The 21,536-nt window shown below is 70.9% G+C and carries 15 protein-coding genes; 9 read left to right on the plus strand and 6 right to left on the minus strand.

Features of this window, described 5'->3' with window-relative positions; all coding sequences use genetic code 11:
- The first annotated feature begins 257 nt into the window (after window positions 1-257).
- The 4 genes from ACZ7L6_RS21855 to ACZ7L6_RS21870 all read left to right on the plus strand — a co-directional run bounded on the left by ACZ7L6_RS21855 (window position 258) and on the right by ACZ7L6_RS21870 (window position 5,830).
- The gene (locus tag ACZ7L6_RS21855) at window positions 258-1,106 is read left to right on the plus strand and encodes an LLM class F420-dependent oxidoreductase (RefSeq protein WP_471926311.1); all 849 of its coding nucleotides are present in this window, start codon (window positions 258-260) and stop codon (window positions 1,104-1,106) included.
- A 176-nt stretch (window positions 1,107-1,282) separates the two neighbouring features.
- Window positions 1,283-3,865: a bifunctional FO biosynthesis protein CofGH gene (locus tag ACZ7L6_RS21860; protein WP_471926313.1), complete on the plus strand. Its 2,583-nt coding sequence runs from the start codon at window positions 1,283-1,285 to the stop codon at window positions 3,863-3,865.
- 140 nt (window positions 3,866-4,005) lie between these two features.
- The gene (locus tag ACZ7L6_RS21865) at window positions 4,006-4,557 is read left to right on the plus strand and encodes a hypothetical protein (protein WP_471926315.1); all 552 of its coding nucleotides are present in this window, start codon (window positions 4,006-4,008) and stop codon (window positions 4,555-4,557) included.
- An 82-nt stretch (window positions 4,558-4,639) separates the two neighbouring features.
- A complete protein-coding gene (locus ACZ7L6_RS21870; RefSeq protein ID WP_471926317.1) occupies window positions 4,640-5,830 on the plus strand; it encodes a DUF418 domain-containing protein in 1,191 nt (396 codons plus the stop codon).
- Window positions 5,831-5,836: 6 nt separating this feature from the next.
- Here ACZ7L6_RS21870 and ACZ7L6_RS21875 read toward each other — a convergent pair whose 3' ends face one another.
- The gene (locus ACZ7L6_RS21875; protein WP_471926319.1) at window positions 5,837-6,346 is read right to left on the minus strand and encodes a DUF2165 domain-containing protein; all 510 of its coding nucleotides are present in this window, start codon (window positions 6,344-6,346) and stop codon (window positions 5,837-5,839) included.
- 108 nt (window positions 6,347-6,454) lie between these two features.
- Between ACZ7L6_RS21875 and ACZ7L6_RS21880 the strand changes: the two genes are divergently transcribed.
- Both ACZ7L6_RS21880 and ACZ7L6_RS21885 read left to right on the plus strand, forming a co-directional pair.
- On the plus strand, window positions 6,455-8,938 hold the full coding sequence (locus ACZ7L6_RS21880; protein ID WP_471926811.1) for a tetratricopeptide repeat protein: 2,484 nt from the start codon (window positions 6,455-6,457) through the stop codon (window positions 8,936-8,938).
- A gap of 135 nt (window positions 8,939-9,073) precedes the next feature.
- The gene (locus tag ACZ7L6_RS21885) at window positions 9,074-10,189 is read left to right on the plus strand and encodes an ADP-ribosylglycohydrolase family protein (protein ID WP_471926321.1); all 1,116 of its coding nucleotides are present in this window, start codon (window positions 9,074-9,076) and stop codon (window positions 10,187-10,189) included.
- Window positions 10,190-10,245: 56 nt separating this feature from the next.
- Here the strand turns inward: ACZ7L6_RS21885 and ACZ7L6_RS21890 are convergent, their stop codons facing one another.
- Entirely contained in the window at window positions 10,246-11,820 is a 1,575-nt protein-coding gene (locus ACZ7L6_RS21890; protein WP_471926323.1) for a sodium:solute symporter family protein, read from the minus strand.
- Window positions 11,821-11,946: 126 nt separating this feature from the next.
- The gene (locus tag ACZ7L6_RS21895) at window positions 11,947-12,732 is read right to left on the minus strand and encodes an SDR family oxidoreductase (protein ID WP_471926325.1); all 786 of its coding nucleotides are present in this window, start codon (window positions 12,730-12,732) and stop codon (window positions 11,947-11,949) included.
- A gap of 75 nt (window positions 12,733-12,807) precedes the next feature.
- Here ACZ7L6_RS21895 and ACZ7L6_RS21900 point away from each other — a divergent pair, with 75 nt between their 5' ends.
- Window positions 12,808-13,647 (plus strand): hypothetical protein, encoded by an 840-nt coding sequence (locus tag ACZ7L6_RS21900; RefSeq protein WP_471926327.1) that lies wholly within the window; start codon window positions 12,808-12,810, stop codon window positions 13,645-13,647.
- Between the two features lie 171 nt (window positions 13,648-13,818).
- On the opposite strand, the gene ACZ7L6_RS21905 is transcribed toward ACZ7L6_RS21900, so the two are convergent.
- From ACZ7L6_RS21905 to ACZ7L6_RS21915, 3 genes are all read right to left on the minus strand, one after another.
- Window positions 13,819-14,010, minus strand: coding sequence for a DUF397 domain-containing protein (locus ACZ7L6_RS21905; protein ID WP_031478698.1), 192 nt, complete (start codon window positions 14,008-14,010; stop codon window positions 13,819-13,821).
- 215 nt (window positions 14,011-14,225) lie between these two features.
- Window positions 14,226-15,083 carry a helix-turn-helix domain-containing protein gene (locus ACZ7L6_RS21910; protein ID WP_471926329.1) on the minus strand — a complete coding sequence of 286 codons (858 nt, stop codon included), beginning with the start codon at window positions 15,081-15,083 and terminating at the stop codon, window positions 14,226-14,228.
- 371 nt (window positions 15,084-15,454) lie between these two features.
- On the minus strand, window positions 15,455-16,210 hold the full coding sequence (locus ACZ7L6_RS21915) for a GOLPH3/VPS74 family protein (protein WP_471926331.1): 756 nt from the start codon (window positions 16,208-16,210) through the stop codon (window positions 15,455-15,457).
- Window positions 16,211-16,460: 250 nt separating this feature from the next.
- Between ACZ7L6_RS21915 and ACZ7L6_RS21920 the strand changes: the two genes are divergently transcribed.
- Together ACZ7L6_RS21920 and ACZ7L6_RS21925 are read left to right on the plus strand one after the other, a co-directional pair.
- Window positions 16,461-19,382 (plus strand): D-alanyl-D-alanine carboxypeptidase, encoded by a 2,922-nt coding sequence (locus ACZ7L6_RS21920; RefSeq protein ID WP_471926333.1) that lies wholly within the window; start codon window positions 16,461-16,463, stop codon window positions 19,380-19,382.
- 198 nt (window positions 19,383-19,580) lie between these two features.
- Window positions 19,581-21,443, plus strand: coding sequence for an MFS transporter (locus ACZ7L6_RS21925; RefSeq protein WP_471926335.1), 1,863 nt, complete (start codon window positions 19,581-19,583; stop codon window positions 21,441-21,443).
- The last annotated feature ends 93 nt before the right edge of the window (window positions 21,444-21,536 follow it).

Raw genomic sequence — 21,536 nt, forward strand, 5'->3', positions numbered from 1 at the left:
GCTGCTCCCCAGGTCGTCGTGAGTGACAGGGCGTGGGTGGTGCAGTGGTGGAGCGGTGTGGCGGAACGGTCGTGGGGCGGTCGTGGTGCGTGCAACTGTCGTATTCAGCCGTGAACTGCCGGGCAAGGGAAGGGAATCGGCAGCCAATCGCCGGTCGATCGTCAGCTGACGGAGCCACGCCGGCGGAAGGGCTCGATCGGGTCGGCCGGTCGGTACGGATATGGATATCGCGGCGTCCGCGCGGTACAGATGCAGTCATGCGCATCGCCGTGACGATCTTCCTCACCGACGAGACCATCACCCCGACCCGGCTCGCCCGTGAGCTGGAGCAGCGCGGGTTCGCCGGGATCTATCTGCCCGAGCACACCCACATCCCCGTCGAGCGGACCAGTCCGTACCCGGCGGGTGGCGATCTGCCGCCCGAGTACGGCCGTACCCTCGACCCCTTCGTCGCCCTCGGCCAGGCCGCCGCCGTCACCGAGCGGCTGGGTCTCGGCACGGGCATCACGCTGGTCGCCCAGCACGACCCGATCGACCTGGCCAAGCAGATCGCGACCGTCGACCATCTGTCCGGCGGGCGGTTCACGCTCGGGCTCGGCTTCGGCTGGAATGTGGAGGAGGCCGCCGACCATGGGGTCGAGTGGGCCACGCGGCGTGAGCTAGTCCGGGACCGGATGGCCCTGATGCGGGCGCTGTGGGCGGACGAACCGACCGCGTACGAGGGGGAGTTCGGGGCGGTACGCGCCAGCTTCGCCTACCCCAAACCCGTCCAGAAGCCGCGCGCACCGAAAGTCGTCGGCCCGCGCACGCTCATCGGTGGAGCGGCCGGTCCGAAGCTGTTCGCGCACATCAGCGAGTACGGCGACGGGTGGATGCCGATCGGAGGACGCGGACTGTCCGAAAGTCTTCCCCGGCTGCGGGACGTCTGGGCCGACGCCGGGCGCGATCCGGAAGCCCTGCAGGTCGTGCCGTACGCCGTGTACCCCAACCCCGGCAAGCTCGCGCACTACGCGGAGCTGGGCATCGAGGAGGTCGTGGTGCAGTTGCCTCCGGCGGGGGAGCCGGACGTTTTGCGGGTGTTGGATGAGTATGCACAGTTCCTCTGAGCGCGGTTTGCGCATGTTCGTCTGCTGTGTCGGGGGCGTAGGGCGACTGCGGTTTGTCTGTGGTTGATCGCGCCCACGCGGCGGAGCCGCATATCGACACAGCCCCGCGCCCCTTTCGGGGCGCGACTCTTCCCGGCGTTCAACTGTGCTGATCAGCCCGAACGTATCCTCGAAGGATGACGACTTCCGCGACCGGAACCGGCCCCACCGACAACTCCATGCGTCGCGCCCTCAAACGCGCCCGGGACGGCGTCGCCCTCGACGTCACCGAGGCGGCCGTTCTCCTCCAGGCCCGCGGCAAGGCCCTCGACGACCTCGTCGCGTCCGCCGCCCGGGTGCGGGACGCGGGCCTCGATGCGGCGGGCCGGCCCGGCGTCATCACCTACTCGAAGAGCGTCTTCATCCCCCTCACCCGGCTGTGCCGGGACAAGTGCCACTACTGCACCTTCGTCACCGTCCCCGGCAAGCTGCGCCGCGCCGGCCACGGGATGTTCATGTCCCCGGACGAGGTCCTCGACATCGCCCGCAAGGGCGCCGCCCTCGGCTGCAAGGAAGCACTCATCACCCTCGGCGACAAGCCGGAGGACCGGTGGCCCGAGGCGCGGGAGTGGCTGGACGCGCACGGCTACGACGACACCATCGCCTACGTCCGCGCCATCTCCATCCGGATCCTCGAGGAGACCGGACTCCTGCCTCACCTCAACCCGGGCGTCATGACCTGGACGGACTTCCAGCGCCTCAAGCCGGTCGCCCCGTCGATGGGCATGATGCTGGAGACGACGGCCACCCGTCTGTGGTCCGAGCCCGGCGGCCCGCACTACGGCTCCCCGGACAAGGAACCCGCCGTACGGCTGCGCGTCCTGGAGGACGCCGGCCGCTCCTCCGTGCCCTTCACGTCCGGGATTCTCATCGGCATCGGTGAGACGTACGAGGAGCGTGCCGAGTCGCTCTTCGCGCTCCGCAAGATCTCCCGGGCCTACCACGGCATCCAGGAACTGATCATCCAGAACTTCCGCGCCAAGCCGGACACCGCGATGCGCGGCATGCCGGACGCGGAACTGGACGAACTCGTCGCCACGGTGGCCGTCGCCCGGCACATCCTCGGGCCCGCCGCCAACCTCCAGGCACCGCCGAACCTCGTGGACTCCGAGTACGAGCGCCTCATCCACGCCGGCATCGACGACTGGGGCGGGGTCTCCCCGCTGACGATCGACCACGTCAACCCGGAGCGCCCCTGGCCGCAGATCGAGGAGCTGACCGAGCGCTCGGCGGCGGCCGGCTTCGAACTGCGCGAACGCCTCTGCGTCTACCCGGAGTTCGTGCAGCGCGGCGAGCCCTGGCTGGACCCGCGGCTGCGCCCGCACGTCCGGGCGCTCGCCGACCCGGAGACGGGACTGGCGCGCTCCGAAGCCCTCCCGGAAGGGCTGCCGTGGCAGGAGCCGGAGGAGGCGTTCGTCGCGTCCGGCCGTACGGATCTGCACACCACCATCGACACCGAGGGCCGTACGTCCGACCGCCGCGACGACTTCGACGAGGTGTACGGCGACTGGGGCGCCCTGCGCGAGGCGGCCGCGCCCGGGATGGCGCCCGAGCGCATCGACACGGACGTGCGCCAGGCGTTGCGCGTGGCGGCCGACGACCCCACGAAACTGACGGACGCCGAGGCGCTGGCCCTGCTGCACGCGGACGGCCCGGCGCTGGACGCCCTCACGCGCATCGCGGACGACGTCCGCAAGTCGGCGGTCGGCGACGACGTCACGTACATCGTCACCCGGAACATCAACTTCACCAACGTCTGCTACACGGGTTGCCGCTTCTGCGCCTTCGCCCAGCGCCGCACCGACGCCGACGCCTACACCCTGTCCCTGGACCAGGTCGCCGACCGCGCCCAGCAGGCCTGGGACGTCGGCGCGGTCGAGGTCTGCATGCAGGGGGGCATCCACCCGGACCTGCCCGGCACGGCGTACTTCGACATCGCGAAGGCCGTGAAGGAGCGCGTCCCCGGCATGCATGTGCACGCCTTCTCGCCGATGGAGGTCGTCAACGGCGCCACGCGCACCGGCCTGTCCATCCGCGAGTGGCTCACGGCGGCGAAGGAGGCCGGCCTGGACTCCATCCCCGGGACCGCCGCCGAGATCCTCGACGACGAGGTCCGCTGGGTCCTGACCAAGGGCAAGCTGCCCACGGCGACCTGGATCGAGGTGATCACGACCGCCCACGAACTCGGCATCCGCTCGTCGTCGACGATGATGTACGGCCACGTCGACCAGCCCCGCCACTGGCTCGGCCACCTGCGCACACTGGCCGGCATCCAGCAGCGCACGGGCGGCTTCACCGAGTTCGTCACGCTCCCGTTCATCCACACCAACGCCCCGGTCTACCTGGCCGGCATCGCCCGCCCCGGCCCGACGACCCGCGACAACCGCGCGGTGACGGCGATGGCCCGCCTCCTGCTCCACCCCTGGATCCCCAACATCCAGACCAGCTGGGTCAAGCTGGGCACGGAGGGCGCGGCCGAGATGCTCCGCTCCGGCGCCAACGACCTCGGTGGCACGCTGATGGAGGAGACGATCTCGCGCATGGCGGGTTCGTCGTACGGCTCCTACAAGTCGGTACGCGACCTGATCGCCGTAGCCGAAGCCGCCGGCCGCCCGGCGAAGCCGCGTACGACGCTGTACGGCGAGGTGCCGGCGGAACGGCAGCGGGCGGCGGCGGCCTCGGACGGGCATCTGCCGGAGTTGCTGCCGGTGCTGGACTGAGGCGGCCGGTGCTGGACCGAGAGGGCCGGCGCTGGACCGAGGCGGACCGTGTCACGGGGGTCGGTACGATGATCCGACCCCCCGCTGGAGGGGGCTCCATAGCCTTCCGTAGCTTTCCGTAGCCGAGGAGATGCGTGCCCGTGCCTGCTCCCAAGGTCTGGGTGACCGGTCTGACGGTGGGAGCGATAGCCGCCGTCGCCGTCCTCGCCGTGCAGGCCGACAAGGGGCCGCACCCGACGGCCACGGCCGCCCGCCCGAGCGCGTCGGCGTCGGCGGGCGCGAGCCCCGCCCCCTCGAAGCCCGCAGGGCCCGCCGCCGTGCCGGACGGCTCGGGCACGGGGCGCCGGATCGTCTACTCCCTCGGCCAGAAGCGGGTCTGGCTGGTCGACGCGAGCGACGCGAGCCGCCGTACGTTCGCCGTCTGGCCGGGCACGGTGAGCCCGGACGTCGGCAGTTACGCGGTGTCGTCGCGCAACGAGGCCACCATCGGCTCGGACGGCGTGGAGATCGAGAACATCGTCTACTTCGCCTCGAAGTCCGGCATCTCCATCGCCTTCTCCAACGCCGTGGACGGCTCCTCGCCCCCGCCCGCCTCCGGCAAGCAGACCGGCGGGATCCGGATGCGCGAGGCCGACGGGGCGGCGCTGTGGAAGTTCGGGGAAGCGGGTACGACCGTGGTCGTGGTCAAGTAGGCGTCCTCTGCATCCTTCGATGTACGGCAGGTTCGGCTCCGCTCATGACGTTTCGGGCCGCGGCCGCCGCGACGATCGATGCATGACGCACACGGACGCGACGGCCCCGCGGGCACCGGAGACGAAGCCGGCACCCACCGGAGGACGACTCCCCCTCCTCGACGTGCTGCGCGGCGCGGCCATCCTGGGCACGCTCATGACGAACGTCTGGATCTTCACCGGCCCGGGCGGGGAGTGGGGAGCCCTGGAGTCCGGTTCGAGCGAGCTGTCCCTCGGGTCGTTCGGGGACGCCGTAGAGGCATCGTTCAGTGTGCTCGCGAACGGCAAGTTCCTGTCGCTGCTGACCATCCTGTTCGGCGTCGGGCTGGCCATCCAGTACGGCTCGGCGGCCCGGCGCGGGCAGCCGTGGCCGGGACGCTACCGCCGGCGGGCGCTGTTCCTGTTCGGCGAGGGCACGGTGCACTTCGTGCTGGTCTTCGCCTGGGACGTACTGATGGGGTACGCGGTCACCGCACTGCTGGTCGCCTGGCTGCTGACCCGCTCGCAGCGGGCACAGCGACGGGTGATGTGGTGGGCGGCGGGGCTGCATCTGACGGTGATCGGCCTGCTGACGGCAGCCATCCTGGCCTCGCCCGGCACCGACGACGGCGGCACCGTCTCCCGGGACGTCGTCGACCTGTACGCGCACGGCGGCTACCTGGACCAGGTCGCCTTCCGCCTGGAGAACGCGATCGCGCTGCGCATGGAGCCGGTGCTGACCTTCTTCCTGCTCGTCTTCCTCTTCCTGCTGGGCGTACGGCTGTTCCGGGCCGGGGCGTTCGGCGCGGACAAGACAGGGCGCCGGCTGCGCTCCCGCCTGCTGGTGTGGGGGCTGGGCCTCGGCCTGCCGCTCAACGTGGCGGCGGCACTCGGCGGCCCGGACCTGTTCCTGCTCGCCCGTTACGGCACCGCCCCACTGCTGGCCCTCGGCTACATCGGGCTGATCGGCGCCCTGGTGGACCGGGTACGGCGCCCCGGCCCGCTCATGACCGGGCTCACCTCGGTCGGCCGCACCGCCCTGTCCGGCTACGTCCTCCAGAACGTGCTGTGCGTGCTCGTCTCGTACGGCATCGGGCTGGGCCTGGCGGAGCGGCTCGGCGACACGGGGCCCTGGTGGGTGGTCGGACTGTGGGCCGCGGTCTGCACGGTACTGATGGTGGGCTCCACGCTGTGGCTGCGGCGATTTTCGGCAGGGCCCCTGGAAGCGGTCCAGAAGTGGGCCCTGCGTCACTGACATCCGTCAGCTGTCGGTCTGCCGTGCCTGCCCGAACGGCAGATGGTTGACGATCAGCACGATCCCGCTGAACACGAACACCCGGGTCGCCGCGTCGAGTCCGTTCCAGTCCCCGGACTGCCACATGGAGAACCACTCACCACCGATCGCGATGAACCCGGCGCCGAAGAGGAGCATCAGCATCAGCAGGCCGTAGGTGGAGAAGCGGCGGGCACGGAGGTCGTCGCGGCGGAACCACAGCCAGGTGCCGTATATCAGCACGAGGGCGGCGACGGTCTCCCAGACGATGATCGCGACGTACGCCGCGTCCTGAAGTCCCTTGCTGGTGATGGCTCTCCACATCAGGTCGTCGTCCTTGAACGTCGTATCCATCGCCAGGACGTGCCGCACGAACTGCTGGTTCGTGCCGAAGTCGGTGATGTTCCCGAAGGCAACCAGGGTGATGTAGAGGGCGACGCTCGCGGTGAGGAGGGTGGCGGTGAGGTGGAGGGCGCTGCGTGGGGGTGTTGTCGACATGGTGGTCATCTTCCCCGGCGGACAGGCCCCTCCCATAGGCATTGAGCCAGAATGACGGTGCAGGGAAGCCGAGGGGGAGGACGACGCGTGCCGCAGTCGCGACCGTCGATGCAGGAACTGATCGCCAGGCGCAGCCGTGCCGGATTCGTGGGCCGCGGCGCCGAACGGGCCGCGTTCCGCGCCAACTTCGACACCTCGCCGGAGGACGAGCGGCACCGGTTCCTCTTCCACGTGCACGGCAACGCGGGTGTCGGCAAGACCTTCCTGGTGCGGGAGATGGAGCAAGTCGCCCGGGAACGTGGCGCATTGACCGCGTACGTCGACGAGAGCGCGGGAAGCGTGCCGGAGGTGCTGGAGGCGATCAGCCGTCAGTTCGCCTCGCAGGGACGGCGGTTCAAGGAACTCGACCGGCTGCTGGTCGCGCATCGGGAGCGCCGGCACGAGGCGGAGCTCGCGGCGGTCGCCGCGTCGCCGACGGAGCCGCCGGGTCCGTCGGCGGGCAGCATGGTGGTGGCGCGGGCCGGTCTGGTGGGGCTGGGGATGGTGCCGGGGATCGGGGCCTTCGCGGGCGCGCTGGACCCCGCCCAACTCGCCGAGGGCGCCGAGCGGTTGAGATCCGGTCTGGGTGCTCGCTTCCGCAGTCACGAGGACCTGCAGCTCGTCCTCGCCCCGGAGACCGTGCTCACCCCGGTGCTCCTGCACGAACTCGTCCAGGCCGCGTCCGCCGTGCCGTGGATCGTCCTCTTCTTCGACACGTACGAACGGACCGGCCCGTTCCTCGACGGCTGGCTGCACACCGTGATGACCTCGCAGCGGTACGGCGCACTGCCCGCGACACTCGTCGTGGTGACGGCCGGTCAGCTCCCCTTCGACTCCGTCCGCTGGGGCGGCTTCGGCGACTTCATGACCGACCTGCCGCTGCAGCCGTTCACCGAGCCGGAGGCGCGGGACCTGCTCGCCGGCAAGGGCGTGGTGGCCGAACCGGTCGTCTCGGAGGTGCTGCGCCTCACCGGCGGACTGCCGGTGCTCGTGTCGACGCTCGCGGAGAGCCGCCCCGCCGACCCGGCCGACGTGGGAGATCCCAGCGCCACGGCGGTGGAGAGGTTCCTGAAGTGGGAGGCGGATCCGGTACGGCGGTCGGTCGCGCTGGCGTGTGCGCTGCCGCGGCGGCTGGACGCGGACGTGTTCCGGGCGGTCGTGGAGCCCGCGGACACCGAACCGGACGCCCTGTACGCGTGGCTGCGGAACCTGCCCTTCGTCAGCGAGCGGGGCGGCCGGGTGCGGTACCACGACGTCGTGCGGGCGCCGATGCTGCGGCTGCAACGGCAGCAGGCGCCCAGGGCATGGGCGGCCCGGCAGCAGGCGCTCGCCTCGGTGTTCCGGCAGTGGCGCACCGAGGCCGAAGCCGGCCGCGGCGCCGAGGAGCTGTGGGCCGACGAGGGGTGGCGGGAGCTTCGGCTGGCGGAGCTGTACCACCTGCTGTGCGCGGGGGAGCGGTCGGCGCTGACGAGCGTGCTGGGGGACGTCGTCGCCGCCTGCGAGCAGGGCGAGTCCGTCGCCTCGCGATGGGCGTGGGTGCTGGTGGAGGCGGGGCGGGACGCCGAGTCGGGAGCGCCGGCCGAGTGGGGACGGCGGCTGACGGAGGCGCTCGCCGGCGGCGGGACGGCCGCGGCCTTCGACCTCGTGCTGCGGGGCACGGGATTCGACAGGCGCCCGGTGCCCGTCGCGCCGGTGTCGAGCGGCACCGCACCTCCCGGTGCCGGGGTGGTCCAGCAAGGTGGCGCGTCGTATGTCGGTCCGGTGGTCTCCGTGCCAGGGGAAGGGCCGGTCGAGTACGGCTGGAGCGTCCTGCTCGACCCCATGACGGCCGCGCGTGCCTACCGCGGTCGCGCCATCGCCCACGACCTGGCAGGCGACCGGCACACGGCCGTCGCCGACCTGGACCGCGCCCTCGAACTCGCCCCCGACGACTCCCGCAGCCTCGCCCTGCGCGGCGAGTACCACCGCGTCCTGGACCACCACGACCAGGCGATCCGTGACCTGGACAAGGCGCTCGAACTCAGCCCCCGTGATGCCTTCGCCGCTGCCTCCCGCGGAGCCGTCCGCCTCAGCCGCCACCAGCTCAACGAGGCGCTCGCCGACCTCGACCGGGCCGTGGAGCTCAAGCCGGACTACCCGTGGGCGCTGGTCCGCCGGGCCCGGGTGCACCGCGCCCTCGGCGACCCCGCACGGCAACTGGCCGACCTCGACCGGGCCGTGTCCCTGGACCCCGACTGGGCCTGGGTCCGCTGCGAGCGCGGTGACGCCCTGCGCGTCGCCGGCCGGGACGAGGAGGCCCTCGCCGACTACGACCACGCGCTCGCCCTGGAGCCCGGGTACGGCTCCGCCCGCGCGAGCCGGGGCGCCTCACTGGCCAACCTCGGCCGCTACGAGGAGGCCCTGGCCGACCTGGACCGGGTCCTGGAGCGCAGGCCGTCGTACGCCTGGGCGCTGCTCCAGCGGGCTGCCGTCCACCGCCGGCTCGGCGACGACGCCCGGGCCGCCGACGACGAGGAGCACGCCGCCCGGCTGTCCGCCGTGAACTCCTCGTGAAGGCTGCTCATTGCCGCCCACTTGGGTTCACTTCGGCCACACCTCGCATACCGAACCACATCCTGAACCGATCGTCCCCGGTCGATTACAGTGACGAACTGTCGTGCGGACGGACAGTGTCACGGGGAGGTCTTGGTGGGTGCGACAGCCGGCGCCGTCTGGGGCCGTACCGAGCAGCAGGACTTCCGCAGCCGGGTGCGTGGCACGCTGCTCGGGGCGGCCGTCGGGGACGCCCTCGGCGCTCCGGTCGACGGACTCGGGCTGGACGAGATCAAGGAGCAGTACGGCCCCGAGGGGCTGCTCGACCTCGGGTTCGGGTACGGGCGGCGCGGTGCCGTCAGCCATCTCACGCAGCTGACCCTGTTCTCCGTCGACGGGCTGATAAGAGCCCAGGTCAGACGGGACACCGGCGCCTGGCATCCGCCGACCGACGTGCACCGGGCGTATCTGCGCTGGGCCGCCACGCAGCGCGACTGGGGGCCCGACGAGCGCCGTAAGGACGACGGGTGGCTGGCGCGCGAGGAGTGGCTGTACGCCCGCCGGGACCCGACCCGCGCCCTCCTGCTCGGCCTCGGCGACGACACCATGGGCACGCTGGAGTCGCCCAAGAACGCAGCCGAGCTCGGCCCCGAGGCCACCGCGCGTTCGGCGCCCTTCGGGCTGCTCGTCGGCTGGGAGCCGCAACTCGTCGTCCAGCTCGCCGTGGAGTGCGCGACGCAGACCCACGGCCACCCCGTCGCCTACCTGTCGGCGGGCGCGTACGCGGTGATCGTGCACGGCCTCGCCTGCGGGGAGAGCCTCGACGGGGCCGTGCAGCGGGCGCGCGCCCTGCTCGCCCTGCGGCCCGGGCACGAGCCCGTGTCGGACGCCTTGCAGCACGCGCTGGGCGCCGTACGGCAGGGCATGCCCACCCCGGCGCGGGTGGAGGAGCTCGCGGCCGACGGCTCGGCGGACGGGCTGCTCGCGGCCGCCGTGTACTGCGCCCTGGTGGGGGAGGACATACGGCACGGCCTCTGCCTCGCCGTGAACCACGACGGGCCCTCCGCCGCCGCTGGCGCGCTCACCGGCGGGCTGCTCGGTGCCCTGCACGGCGAGACGGCCCTCCCGCCCGCCTGGCTGGCCGAACTGGAAGGCCGCCCCACCATCCTCGAACTCGCCGACGACTTCGCCATGGAGATGACCCAGGGCCCGGCCCTGCACGGACCGGCCGGGTCGTCGCCGGGCTGGCTCGCCCGGTATCCGCGAGCCTGACCTCGACCGGATCGGTGAGGTGCCGACGAACTGACAGCAGGCCACAGGAACGGGAGTCAGTCCTTGGACGTCGTGGGCACCACGGCGTCCGAGGGCCCCGCCGGCGTCGGGATCGCGGCCGCCGCGGCCCCGTCCCCGTCCGTGTTGAGCTTCTCGATGATCGCGAGGCGCTCCGGGGTGTCCTCCGGCTTGATGAAGCCGACGAGGACGTACAGGACCATCGACACCGCCAGCGGGATCGAGACCTGGTACTGGAGCGGGACGCCGCCCTCGATCTGCCAGCTGATCGGGTAGTTGACCAGCCAGAAGGTGAGCAGGCCCAGCGACCAGCTGGTCAGCGCGGCCGTCGGGCCGGAGCGGCGGAACGGGCGCAGTAGGCCCAGCATCATCGGGATGGCCATCGGGCCCATCAGACCCGCGACCCACTTGATGACGACGATGATGATGCTGCCGAAGGTGGGGGAGTTGACCTGGGTCGCCGCCGCCATGGACAGGCCGAGGAAGACGACCGTCGCGATCCGGGCGACCCGCAGCCCCTGACCCTCGCTCCACGCCCGCGCCCGCCGCCACACCACCGGCGCGCAGTCCCGGGTGAAGACGGCCGCGATCGCGTTGGCGTCGGAGGAGCACATGGCCATGGTGTGGGAGAAGAAGCCGACGATGACCAGGCCCAACAGGCCGTGAGGGAGGAGCTGTTCGGTCATCAGGCCGTACGAGTCGGAGCCGTCGCCCTTCTCCGACGTGACCAGCAGCGGCGACATCCACATGGGGAAGAACAGGACGACCGGCCACACCAGCCAGAGGATCGCCGACAGGCGTGCCGAGCGCTCGGCCTCGTACGCGCTGGACGTGGCCATGTAGCGCTGGGCCTGGTTGAGCATGCCGCCGTTGTACTCGAAGAGCTTGATGAAGAGGAAGGCGAGCAGGAAGACCGTGCCGTACGGCCCCACCAGCGGATCGCCGTGGCCCTGCAGTTCCGGTTCGTCCCAGGCGCCGAAGAAGCCGATGCCCTTGTCGTCCAGCTCCATGAGGACCGCCACGAACATCGCGACACCGGCGAGGAGTTGGATGACGAACTGGCCGAGTTCCGTGAGCGCGTCCGCCCACAGGCCGCCGATCGTGCAGTAGATCGCCGTGATGGTGCCGGTGATGAGGATGCCCTGGTTCAGCGAGATCCCGGTGAACACCGACAGCAGCGTCGCGATCGCGGCCCACTTCGCGCCCACGTCCACGATCTTCAGCAGCATGCCGGACCAGGCCAGCGCCTGCTGGGTCTTCAGGTCGTAACGGTTCTTCAGGTACTCCAGCGGAGAGGCCACATGCAGCCGCGACCGCAGCCGGTTGATGCGCGGCGCGAACAGCTTCGAGCCGATGGCGATGCCGAGCGCGATGGGGAAGGACCAGGTGACGAAGGACGTGACGCCGTAGGTGTAGGCGATGCCCGCGTACCCGGTGAACATCACCGCGCTGTATCCGGACATGTGATGCGAGATCCCGGACAGCCACCACGGCATCTTGCCGCCCGCGGTGAAGAAGTCGCTGACGTTGTCCACCCGCTTGTGCGACCAGACGCCGATCGCCACCATCACGCCGAAGTAGCCGATGAGCACGGCCCAGTCGAGACCGTTCATGTGCGCCCTCCCAGGGATCAGCCCGGCGCTCATCGTGGGCGCTGTCGCGTGAGCACGACAAGTGAGCGTACGGTCAAGGGGAGGTAAAAGTGTTCGGCATGAGAGTCTGAGTTCATCCATGTGAACTCAACGCATCAGCTCCCCTGCGTTGACCAGCAGCGACTGCCCTGTGATGGACTTTGCCCTGTCCGAAGCCAGGAACGCCACCGCGTCGGCCACATCTCCGTCCGTTGCCAGCTCGGGCAGCGCCATCCGCTCCGTCAGCCGCTTCAGTACATCCGCCTCCGGCACGCCCTCCGTCCGCGCGGCGAACTGGACGTACGCCCGCACCGGCGGCCCCCACATCCAGCCCGGCAGTACGGTGTTGACCCGGATGCGGTGCGGGCCGAGCTCCCGGGCCAGCGAGTACATCGCGCTCGTCAGAGCCCCCTTCGACGCCGCGTACGCCGCCTGCCGCACCTGGGAAGGGGCGGCGACCGAGGACTGCGTCCCGATGAAGACGACCGAGCCGCCGCACTCCTTGAGTGCCGGCAGGCACGCCCGCGTCATCCGCAACGACCCCAGCAGGTTCACGTCGATCACCGACTGCCAGGTGGTGAAGTCGGCGTCCTCCAGACCCCCGAAATGGCTGTCCAGGGCGGCCACATGGACCACCGCGTCGATCCGCCCGAACCGCTCCCGCGCGAGCGCCGCCAGCGCCTCGCACTGCCTCTCATCGGTGATGTCCGTCGCCCGGTGCGTCGTGTGCGCCCCGTCCGGATCGACCTCGGCCGCGCTCTTGGCGAGGTTGGCCTCCGTGCGTGCCCCGAGCACCGCGTTCCCGCCCTCGCGCACGACTGTCGCGGCGACCTGGTGACCGAGCCCGGCGCCGACTCCCGATACGACGACGGTCTTGCCTGCGAGCAGTGACATTCCGCTGCCTCCCGACCCTGGCGCAATATCTGACGGAGCGTCAGAGTATGGGCGAGTCGAGGAAAGGGGAACGGCATGAGTGAGGACACCCGCAGCGAGATGTACGCCGAACTGGCCGCCGTCGGCCCGTACGGAGTCCACCCCGGCCACGCCCTGATCACCATGGTCGAACCGCACCCGGGCCACGAGTACGCCTACAACCGCTGGTACGAGGACGACCACTACTACGCCGGCGCGATGGCGATGCCCTGGATGTACGCGGGCCGCCGCTGGGTGGCGACCAGGGATCTGCAACTCCTGCGCTACCCCGAGAAGTCGGCGATCGCCCAGCCGGTCACCGCCGGCTGCTACATCTCGACGTACTGGATCACGGACGGCCGCTACGACGACCACATGCGCTGGACGGTCGCCATCAACAAGCGCCTCAACCGCGACGCCCGCGTCTACCAGGACCGCACCCACGTCTTCACGGCCTTCCAGGACCACGAGGCGACGGTCTACCGGGACGGCGCGGCGGGCCCCCGCGACTTCCACGCCCTGGACCACCCCTACGCGGGCCTGGTGGTCGAGGTCCTCGACGCCGACTCGGCCGAGCAGCGCGCCGAACTGCTGGAGTGGCTGCGCGCCCGGCACCTGCCGGGGCGCCTGGCGGGTTCCCCGGCCGCGATGGTGACGATCTTCCGGCCCACGCCCCTTCCCTTGGACCGCATGTCCTACGTCAAGCAGGTGGAGGGCGTCGACACCCGCCTGACCCTTCTGTGGTTCCTGGAGACGGACCCGAGGCGATGCTGGGAGGGGCACTTCGCCGACCTGGGCAGGACGATCGACGAGTCGGGTCTGGGCCGGGTGGAACTGGTGGCGCCCTTCGTACCCACGATCCCCGGAACGGACCGGTACGTGGCCGAGCTGCGCTGACGCGGGGAGGCGGGGAGGCGTCCCGCGGCGGCGGGGAGGGGATGGGGGTGCAGGCACAGCCGAGCCCCCTCGGCAAGGACGGCGGGCTGGTCGAGAGGGCTCTACCTGTGGTGCTTGTGCAGTTGTCGATCGTGAGGTCGGTTGAGGGTGAGGATCAGACAGACCCGCCCCTTACGCCTTGACCGACGCCACGAAGGTGTTCCACGCGTCAGCGGGGAACGCCAGGATCGGGCCCTCGGGAACCTTGGAGTCCCGCACCGCCATGGCCGCCGTGACCGGTGACTTGACCTCGACGCACGCGCCGTTTCCTGTGGAGTACGAGGACTTGGTCCACGTGTCCGTGGAACCCTGACGAATTGCCATGTTTGCTCCGAATTGCCAGATGTTGAGTTGCTGTCACCGCCTCACGCGTCCGGACCGGGACCCGTAAGGCGATTCACGCCAACCTTGTTGCTCGGTGGCGTGATCGACGCTACTCGCCAACATCGGCTGACGAAGCGACTATTCACTCGGCTGGGTGGCATATTCCATTGGAGTCTTCCATCCCGGCCGGGGGACGGTGTACCGTACGGCGCTTCTCAGCGCGCGTAGTCCTTCGCGATGTCCGCGATGAACTGGCGGGACTGTTCGACGTTCAGGGCCTGTGCCCGCAGGTGCTCGTACATCACGCTGTACTTCTGGACGTCGTTCGCCTTCTCCAGGTACAGATCGCTCGTCACGCCCTCGATGTAGACGACGCTGGAGTCGGCCGCGTCCGGGAACTCGAGGATCGCGTACTGCCCGTTGAGGCCCGGGTGCGCGCCCATGTCGAAGGGGATCACCTGCACGGTGACGTGCGGCAGCTGCGACTGCTCGACGAGCTGCTCCAACTGGTCGCGCATGAGGGAGCGGTTGCCGACGACCCGGCGCAGGGCGGCCTCGTCCAGGACGGTCCACAGGCGCAGCGGGTTCTCCTCGGTGGAGATTCGTTCCTGTCGGCGCATCCGCACCTGGACCCGCTTCTCGATCTCGGCCGACGCCGTCTCCGGCAACGCCCCCGCGATCAGGGCCTCCGCATACTGCTTGGTCTGCAACAACCCGGGGACGACCTGCGGGTCGTACACCCTCAGGCTCGCCGCGTCCGTCTCCAGCCCGATATAGACGCTGTACGGAATGTCACCGAACGAATGCCACCATCCCTGCTGCCGCGAGTCCTTGGCCATCTGCATCAGCGAGTCCACGATCCGGTGGTCCTCCACCTCGTAGACACCGCACAGATCGCGGACGTCGCGCTGGCTGATGCTGCGCCGCCCGTTCTCCAGCCGGCTGATCTTGGACTGCGACACCAGCAGCCTTTCGGCCACCTCTTCGGCCGTCATGCCCTTGAGCTCACAGAGCCGGCGCAGCTCCTGGCCCAGCCGGCGTCGCCTGACGGTGGGATTGACATTGGACGCCACGGGACGTGCACCTCCGGCTGCCTGCCTTGTGTTTGCCACTTTGCGTATCTGCTGTTGAGCAGACTGCCACCAAGGAGCTTCCTACCGCTGGGAAACGGTGGATATGCGCTGGATACACGCCAGTTCGGGGAAACCCCGGGAAACCCCCGGCACATGCGGCCGCGCGGGGCGGCGGAACCGTTTGTCCCCGTCCGTGTGTACGGACGTACGGTCCCGTCGCCCCGCGCGGACCAGCGGCTCCCGAACCGGTCTTGGGGGACTGCGGCGCGGCGCTCGGTGTGCGTGTGGAGCGTATGGAGCATGTGAAGCGTGTGGTGCTGGTCGAGCACATGGCCCCGTGGGTGCCGCGGCCCGTGTCGTGGGACTGCGGCTCAGTGGGCCACGACGCGCGCCATGGATCCGCGGCGCGGCTGCACCGGAACGCCACGGGCGGGTTCCGCTGCGGCCCTGCCTCCGGGGGCGGCCTGCCGGCCGGCCGGGGCCGGGCTGCGGCGCGGCTGGGCCGCCACGCCGTTCTGGACGTCCATCACGGCGTGCGCGACGAGACCGCCCATGGGGTCGTGCCTGATCAGATCCCGCAACCGCGAACGAGAGGACCGCCCCTCGTTCCCCGGGTACAGGTGCTTGCCGAGGCCGACCGCGTGTGCCAGGGCGGCGAGCGCCGCGGTCCGCGGGTCCGGCGGTACGCCGGTGCGGATCGCTGAATCCAGCCGGGCCCTGATCTCCCGGCTGATGGCGTTGTCGGTCGCCTGATAACGAGTCGTCGGCAACACCCCGCACATCTGACCCGCCACGGCATGCACCATGCCGCACCGCTCCAGATGCGAGAGGTAGGTCTGGCGCAGCCCCAGCCGGGGCCCGCCGATCCAGTTCACCGCCCGCACGGGAGCGCCACGCCTTCGCAGCAACTCCAACGCGCAGTCCAGTGTCGGATCTCCAGTCGGCCGTGGTACTACCACGGCGATACGATCCCCGTCTGGGGCTATCCGTCCGGCCAGCGCCAGCTCCACTAGCTGTGCTCCGGCCAGACCGAGGTCGAGCGACTGCGGCTGTGCGGTGGTTCCCGTGGCCGGGTCCAACGCCAGCAGCAGAAGCTCCTCCGGAATTGTTCTGCGGCTCCTGCCCATCCATGCCTCCCCGCGTGGATGAATGACAGGGTGACCCCTCTCACATTGGTCTGTCGAGGGTGCGTGACCGGTTCGTGAGGGAACCGGTAGGTATGTCGTTCTCGTCTACCGCAGGAGCAGAGGGCCGCGCACAGGACACTGGTACATGGTTCGGACAGCGGCACGGGGGCGCACGGGCGCGGTGTCCGGGCGACGGCTCACGGTTCGGCAGACGCACGCAGGGCGTGCGGGGCACATGGAGGAGGCATCGGTGGCGGGCGAGTCCCCCGACAAGTCGAAGCAGCGCGAGTCGTCGGCACAACCGACGTCGGGGAGCGCGAATCCGGTTCCCGAGTCCAGGCCCGCATCGGCCGCCCCCGCACGGACCGGCGTGCCCCAGACACGTGACCCCCGGCTGGCCATGGCCCGCGAGAGCGCCTCGCCCCAGGGCCCGAGCTCCCCGCTCCAGGGCCGGTCCACCGACTCCCACGCCAGCGTGGACACGGCGACGCGCGTACTGTCGCGCCGCGAGCTGGAGGCCGTCCGAGCGGAACTGGCGAGGGCCGAGGCGGAGGCGGGAGCGGGGGCCGGGGAGGCCGACGCGGTGGCCCGGGGTGCCGGGAACGGGAAGGCCGGGGGCGCGGACGCCGTGGCCCGGGGTGCCGGGAACGGGAAGGCCGGGGGCGCGGACGCCGTGGCTCAGGGTGCCGAGAACGGGACCGCTGTGGCCAAGGACGCGAGCGCGCCGGCTGTGGACTCCGAGGACCCGAGCGCGGGGGCCGAGGCTGAGAGCGCGGGGCATGGACGCGCGGAGGCCGAGGCTGAGGGCGCCGGGGACGGCGAGGCTGCGCGCGCCGAGGGTGCGAAGTCCGGCGACGCCGACGCAGGGGTCGGCAGTGCGAGGGACGCCGAGGCTGGGCGTGTGGAGGCCCGCGGCGGAGACGCCGAGGTCGCGGAGGCCGAGCGCGCGCGGGGTGCCGCGGACGGGGCCGGCTCCGAGGCGTCCGGCAAGGGTGACGACGCTGATGCGCCGGGTGATGACCGGCTGAGGGCGGCTGTGGCTGCCTGGGTGGCTTCCTCGGACACGGCGGACAAGGACGCCAAGGTGGCCGACGCGCACGGCAAGGGCGCCGACACGGCACCGAAGGCCGACAGCTCGGCGAAGGCCGAGTCCGAGCCCGACACGGAGGCATCCGACGAGGTAACCGACGCCGAGCCTGCCGGGGCTTCCGGCGCCGGCGAGGTCCCCGCGGCGGCCAAGGCGGCCGGTGAGGGCTCGAGCGAGTCCCCCGAGGCTGCCGTCGCCGAGGACGCCGAGACCGGCGAAGCCGCGGCCGCCGACGACACCACTGCCGACGACGGCCCTGGCGAGGGCACTGCTGCTGACGACGCCCCTGCCGGCCACACCGCTGCCGACAACCCCCACGCCGACACCGAACCCGCTGACGCGCCGGGTGACACCGAACCGGCTGACGCGCCCGCGGCCACCGAGCCTGCCGACACCCCCGCAGCCACCGCCCCCGCCGACGCACCCGCAGCCGCCGACGGCGAGGACCCCCCACAGGGGCCACCCGCACCCGGCGACGAGAGCCGCACGGGTGGTGCGGGTGGGAACACCAAGGCCGAAGGCGAAGCCGAGGCCGTCGATCAGCCGACCGCCGTCTTCAAGGCCGTACGCCCCAAGCGGCCCCAGGTCGACCAGCCCACCACCATGCTGAAGGCCCCCAAGCCCGAGGCCCCCTCCGAGCGCACCAGCAAGTTCGTCGCACTCAAGCCGGACATCAGGCAGGACACCCCGAAGGCCCCCGGCACCACGCCGAAGGCCCCCGCCCCCGCGCCGCAGGCATCCGCCCCCGACGTCACCGCCGCCATCCCCCAGGTAGGCCCCGAGCGCACCACCCAGCAGCCCCTGCCCCCCAAGCCCCCGCTGGACCTGCTGGCCGAGCTGACGAACACCCCTCCGCCCCCGGACACCCCCGTCCGCACGGCCATCCGGCGGATCAAGATCTGGACCCCCCTGGTCCTGCTCCTCGCGATCATCTTTGCGATCGCGCAGGCCGTACGCCCCCTGCCCACCCCCACCCTCGCCCTCACCGCGGAAGAGTCGTACACATTCGACGGCAGCAAGGCGTCCCTCCCCTGGCCCGGCGAGGGCCAGGGCTGGATGGACGTCAACGGCATCGGCACGATGGGGAACTTCGGCAAGCAGACCCCGGTCGCCATCGGCTCCGTCGCCAAGGCCATGACCGCGTACGTCGTCCTCAAGGACCACCCGCTGAAGTCGGGCGCGGACGGCGAGAAGATCAAGATCGACGCCCTGGCGGAGAAGGAGGGCGGCTACGACAAGGACGGCGAGTCGACCCTCAACACCGTCAAGGAGGGTGACGTCATCACCCTGCACGACGCGATCGCGGCCATCATGATCCCGTCCGCGAACAACATCGCCCGCCTCCTGGCCCGTTGGGACGCCGGTACCGAGAAGGCGTTCATCGAGAAGATGAACGCCACCGCCAAGGAACTCGGCATGACCAACACGACGTACACCGATGCCTCCGGCCTGAAGGAGAGCACCGTCTCCACCGCCGAGGACCAGGTGAAGCTGGGCAACGAGCTCGTCAGGATCCCGGCGCTGATGGAGATCACGGCCATGGGGCAGTGGATCGACCCGTCCGGGAAGAAGCACTACAACTACAACTATCTCGTCCCCTACAACGGGGCCATCGGCATCAAGACGGGCACCACCACCGCGGCCGGCGGCAACCTCCTCTTCGCCGCCCGCAAGGAGGTCGGCGGCGAGACCGTGACACTCGTCGGCGCCATCCTCGGCCAGCACAAGTCGCCGATCATCCAGACGGTGAACGACGTCAGCAAGACCGCGATGCTGGCCGCCCAGGACGAGCTGACCTCGGCGAAGATCCTCAAGAAGGGCGACGTCGTCGGATACGTCGACGACGGCCTCGGCGGCCATACCCCGGTCGTACTCACCGAGGACGTCACAGCCGTCGGCTGGCCCGGCTTCAAGGTGAAGCTGTCCTTCGACGCCGACGACGTCCCGCACACCGCGAAGGCCGGTACCAAGGTGGGCACGCTCACCGTCGGTGACGGCACCAGCGGCGCGGTCAAGGTTCCGGTGGCCCTCCAGACGGACCTCGCGGAACCCGGCTTCACCCAGAAGCTGACCCGCATCGCCTGACCCACCGGCAGCCGAACCACACCCAGCACGCATCCCGCCGGGGGAGCCGCCCGGCGGGGTGCGTGCTAGCGTCACGAAACGGGCAGGTCGTCGCTCACAGGGCACGGCCGGAGAACCTTCAGGGTCTGAGCCGAGAACACGCGGGACACGGGACGCGGCCAGAACAGAAGACGGGACAGCACGGGGAGTGCCTCACAAGTGGCCACTGCGGAGCCGACACGCGCCGACGACGCCGATCCTGGACGGGGAGCCGGTCCGCGAATACGCGTGCCCGCGCCGCGCCAGGGAGACCGACAGAGCCGGCCGGAGGACAGACCGCCGTCCCGTCTGACCGCCGCCGCCCTCACCCTGCGTGAGCGTCTGCTGCGCCACCCGGTGCTGTCGATCACGGCCCTGGCCGGACTCCTCCACGTCGTCTGGTTCTTCACGTTCGCAAGCAGCGGCGGCGACCTCGCGGCCCAGGACGCCTGGGCCGAGTTCGTCGGCAGGCACCCGGACTCCGCGTACAACCTGGCCTGGTACGGCGGCATGCACCCGGTGTCGTACAGCGTGGTGTCGCCGTATCTGATGTCGGTCCTCGGTGTCCGTACGACGATGATGATCGCGGGGACGATCTCGGCCGGTCTGCTCACGCTGGTCCTCCTGCGCAGCCGGTCCGTCAGGAACCCCCTGTGGGCGGCGCTCGCCGGGGTCTTCGGGCTGATCTGCAACGCGATCTCCGGGCGGGTCACCTTCGGCCTGGGCATGATGTTCGCGCTGGGCGCGGTCGCCGTCGTGTTCTGCTGGCCGCACCGCTGGCGCTACAAACGGTGGGCGAAGGCGTTGTGCGCGGCCCCGCTGGCCGCGCTCGCCACCATGGCGTCACCGGTGGCCGGCCTGTTCGTCGGCTTCGTGGCGGTGGCGCTGTTCCTGCAGAAGCGGCGGCCGGGCGCCTGGGCGCTGGGCCTCGCGCCGACCGCCGTCGTGGCCGTGTCGGCGTGGCTGTTCCCCTTCTCCGGCACGCAGCCGATGGTGATCGGCTCGGTGATCCTGCCGCTGCTGCTCGCGGCCGCGACCTTCGTGATCGTCCCCGAGGACTGGAAGACGGTCCGGCTGGTGTCCGCGGTCTACGGCCTCTCAGTCGTCCTCGTGTGGGTGATCAGCTCGCAGATCGGCTCCAACATCACCCGCCTGGCGATGCTCTTCGGCGGGATGACCCTGGTGGCCGCGCTGCCCTTCACGGTGCCGCGCTCGCGCAAGTGGTACACGGGCGTGCTGGCCCTGCTCACCTTCGCAGGCTGGATCGGCTACAAGACGGTCGACGACATCATCCACGCCGCCCCGGAGGCGTCCTGGGCCCGCGACCTGGCGCCGCTGGTCAACGAGCTCCAGGAGGTCGGTGCCGAGAAGGGCCGCGTCGAGGTGGTCCCGGCCCGCTCCCACCGCGAGGCCGCCGCCCTCGCGCCGTACGTCAACCTGGCCCGCGGCTGGAACCGCCAGGCCGACATGAAGCGCAACCAGCTCTTCTACGACGGCACCCTCAACTCGGCGAACTACTACGAGTGGCTCAAGCGCTGGGCCGTGCACTTCGTGGTCCTGCCCAAGGACGAGCCGGACCCCTCGGCGGCGGAGCGCGAGCGGGAACTGGTGCAGCGCGGCATGCCGTACCTCAGGCAGGTGTGGGGCGACGCCAACTGGCAGCTGTTCGAGGTGACCCACCCGGCGCCGCTCGCCGAGCCGAACGCGGTCGTCGAGCGGGCCGAGCAGGGCGAGATGACGATGCGGGTGAGCAAGCCGGGCCGCGTCCTCATCCGTATCCCCTACTCGCCCTGGCTGAGCATCGTCGACGCGGAGGGCAAGAAGCTGGACCCGCCGCAGGAGACGGAGGCGTCCAAGAGCCGCCCCGACGACGAGCCGAAGTCGTACGACAACGTCAACGGCTGCCTGATGGAGACGGAGGAGGACGCCTTCGGCGACCAGTGGACGATGCTGCTGGCCCCGAAGGCCGGCACCTACCGCCTGGCGGCGCCCTACGGCGTGCCGCGGGGGACGCCCTGCCCGGAGGAGATGCGCCGGGGGTGAGCCCCGGCGCAGCCCGGCCCCGCCCCTCACCGCAAACCCCGGTCACTTCACCGGAAACGCCACGTCACACACGGGGTCCTCGGCCCCCGCCGC

The organism is Streptomyces sp. NPDC107522 (assembly GCF_055657525.1).

What these genes read in the sequence shown, in the direction of transcription:
- ACZ7L6_RS21880 (WP_471926811.1), top strand. Translation starts at nt 6,455, where the DNA reads ATGCAGGAACTGATCGCCAGGCGCAGCCGTGCCGGATTCGTGGGCCGC.
- ACZ7L6_RS21915 (WP_471926331.1), bottom strand. Translation starts at nt 16,210, where the DNA reads ATGGGCAGGAGCCGCAGAACAATTCCGGAGGAGCTTCTGCTGCTGGCG.
- ACZ7L6_RS21855 (WP_471926311.1), top strand. Translation starts at nt 258, where the DNA reads ATGCGCATCGCCGTGACGATCTTCCTCACCGACGAGACCATCACCCCG.
- ACZ7L6_RS21860 (WP_471926313.1), top strand. Translation starts at nt 1,283, where the DNA reads ATGACGACTTCCGCGACCGGAACCGGCCCCACCGACAACTCCATGCGT.
- ACZ7L6_RS21870 (WP_471926317.1), top strand. Translation starts at nt 4,640, where the DNA reads ATGACGCACACGGACGCGACGGCCCCGCGGGCACCGGAGACGAAGCCG.
- ACZ7L6_RS21900 (WP_471926327.1), top strand. Translation starts at nt 12,808, where the DNA reads ATGAGTGAGGACACCCGCAGCGAGATGTACGCCGAACTGGCCGCCGTC.
- ACZ7L6_RS21895 (WP_471926325.1), bottom strand. Translation starts at nt 12,732, where the DNA reads ATGTCACTGCTCGCAGGCAAGACCGTCGTCGTATCGGGAGTCGGCGCC.
- ACZ7L6_RS21890 (WP_471926323.1), bottom strand. Translation starts at nt 11,820, where the DNA reads ATGAACGGTCTCGACTGGGCCGTGCTCATCGGCTACTTCGGCGTGATG.
- ACZ7L6_RS21905 (WP_031478698.1), bottom strand. Translation starts at nt 14,010, where the DNA reads ATGGCAATTCGTCAGGGTTCCACGGACACGTGGACCAAGTCCTCGTAC.
- ACZ7L6_RS21875 (WP_471926319.1), bottom strand. Translation starts at nt 6,346, where the DNA reads ATGTCGACAACACCCCCACGCAGCGCCCTCCACCTCACCGCCACCCTC.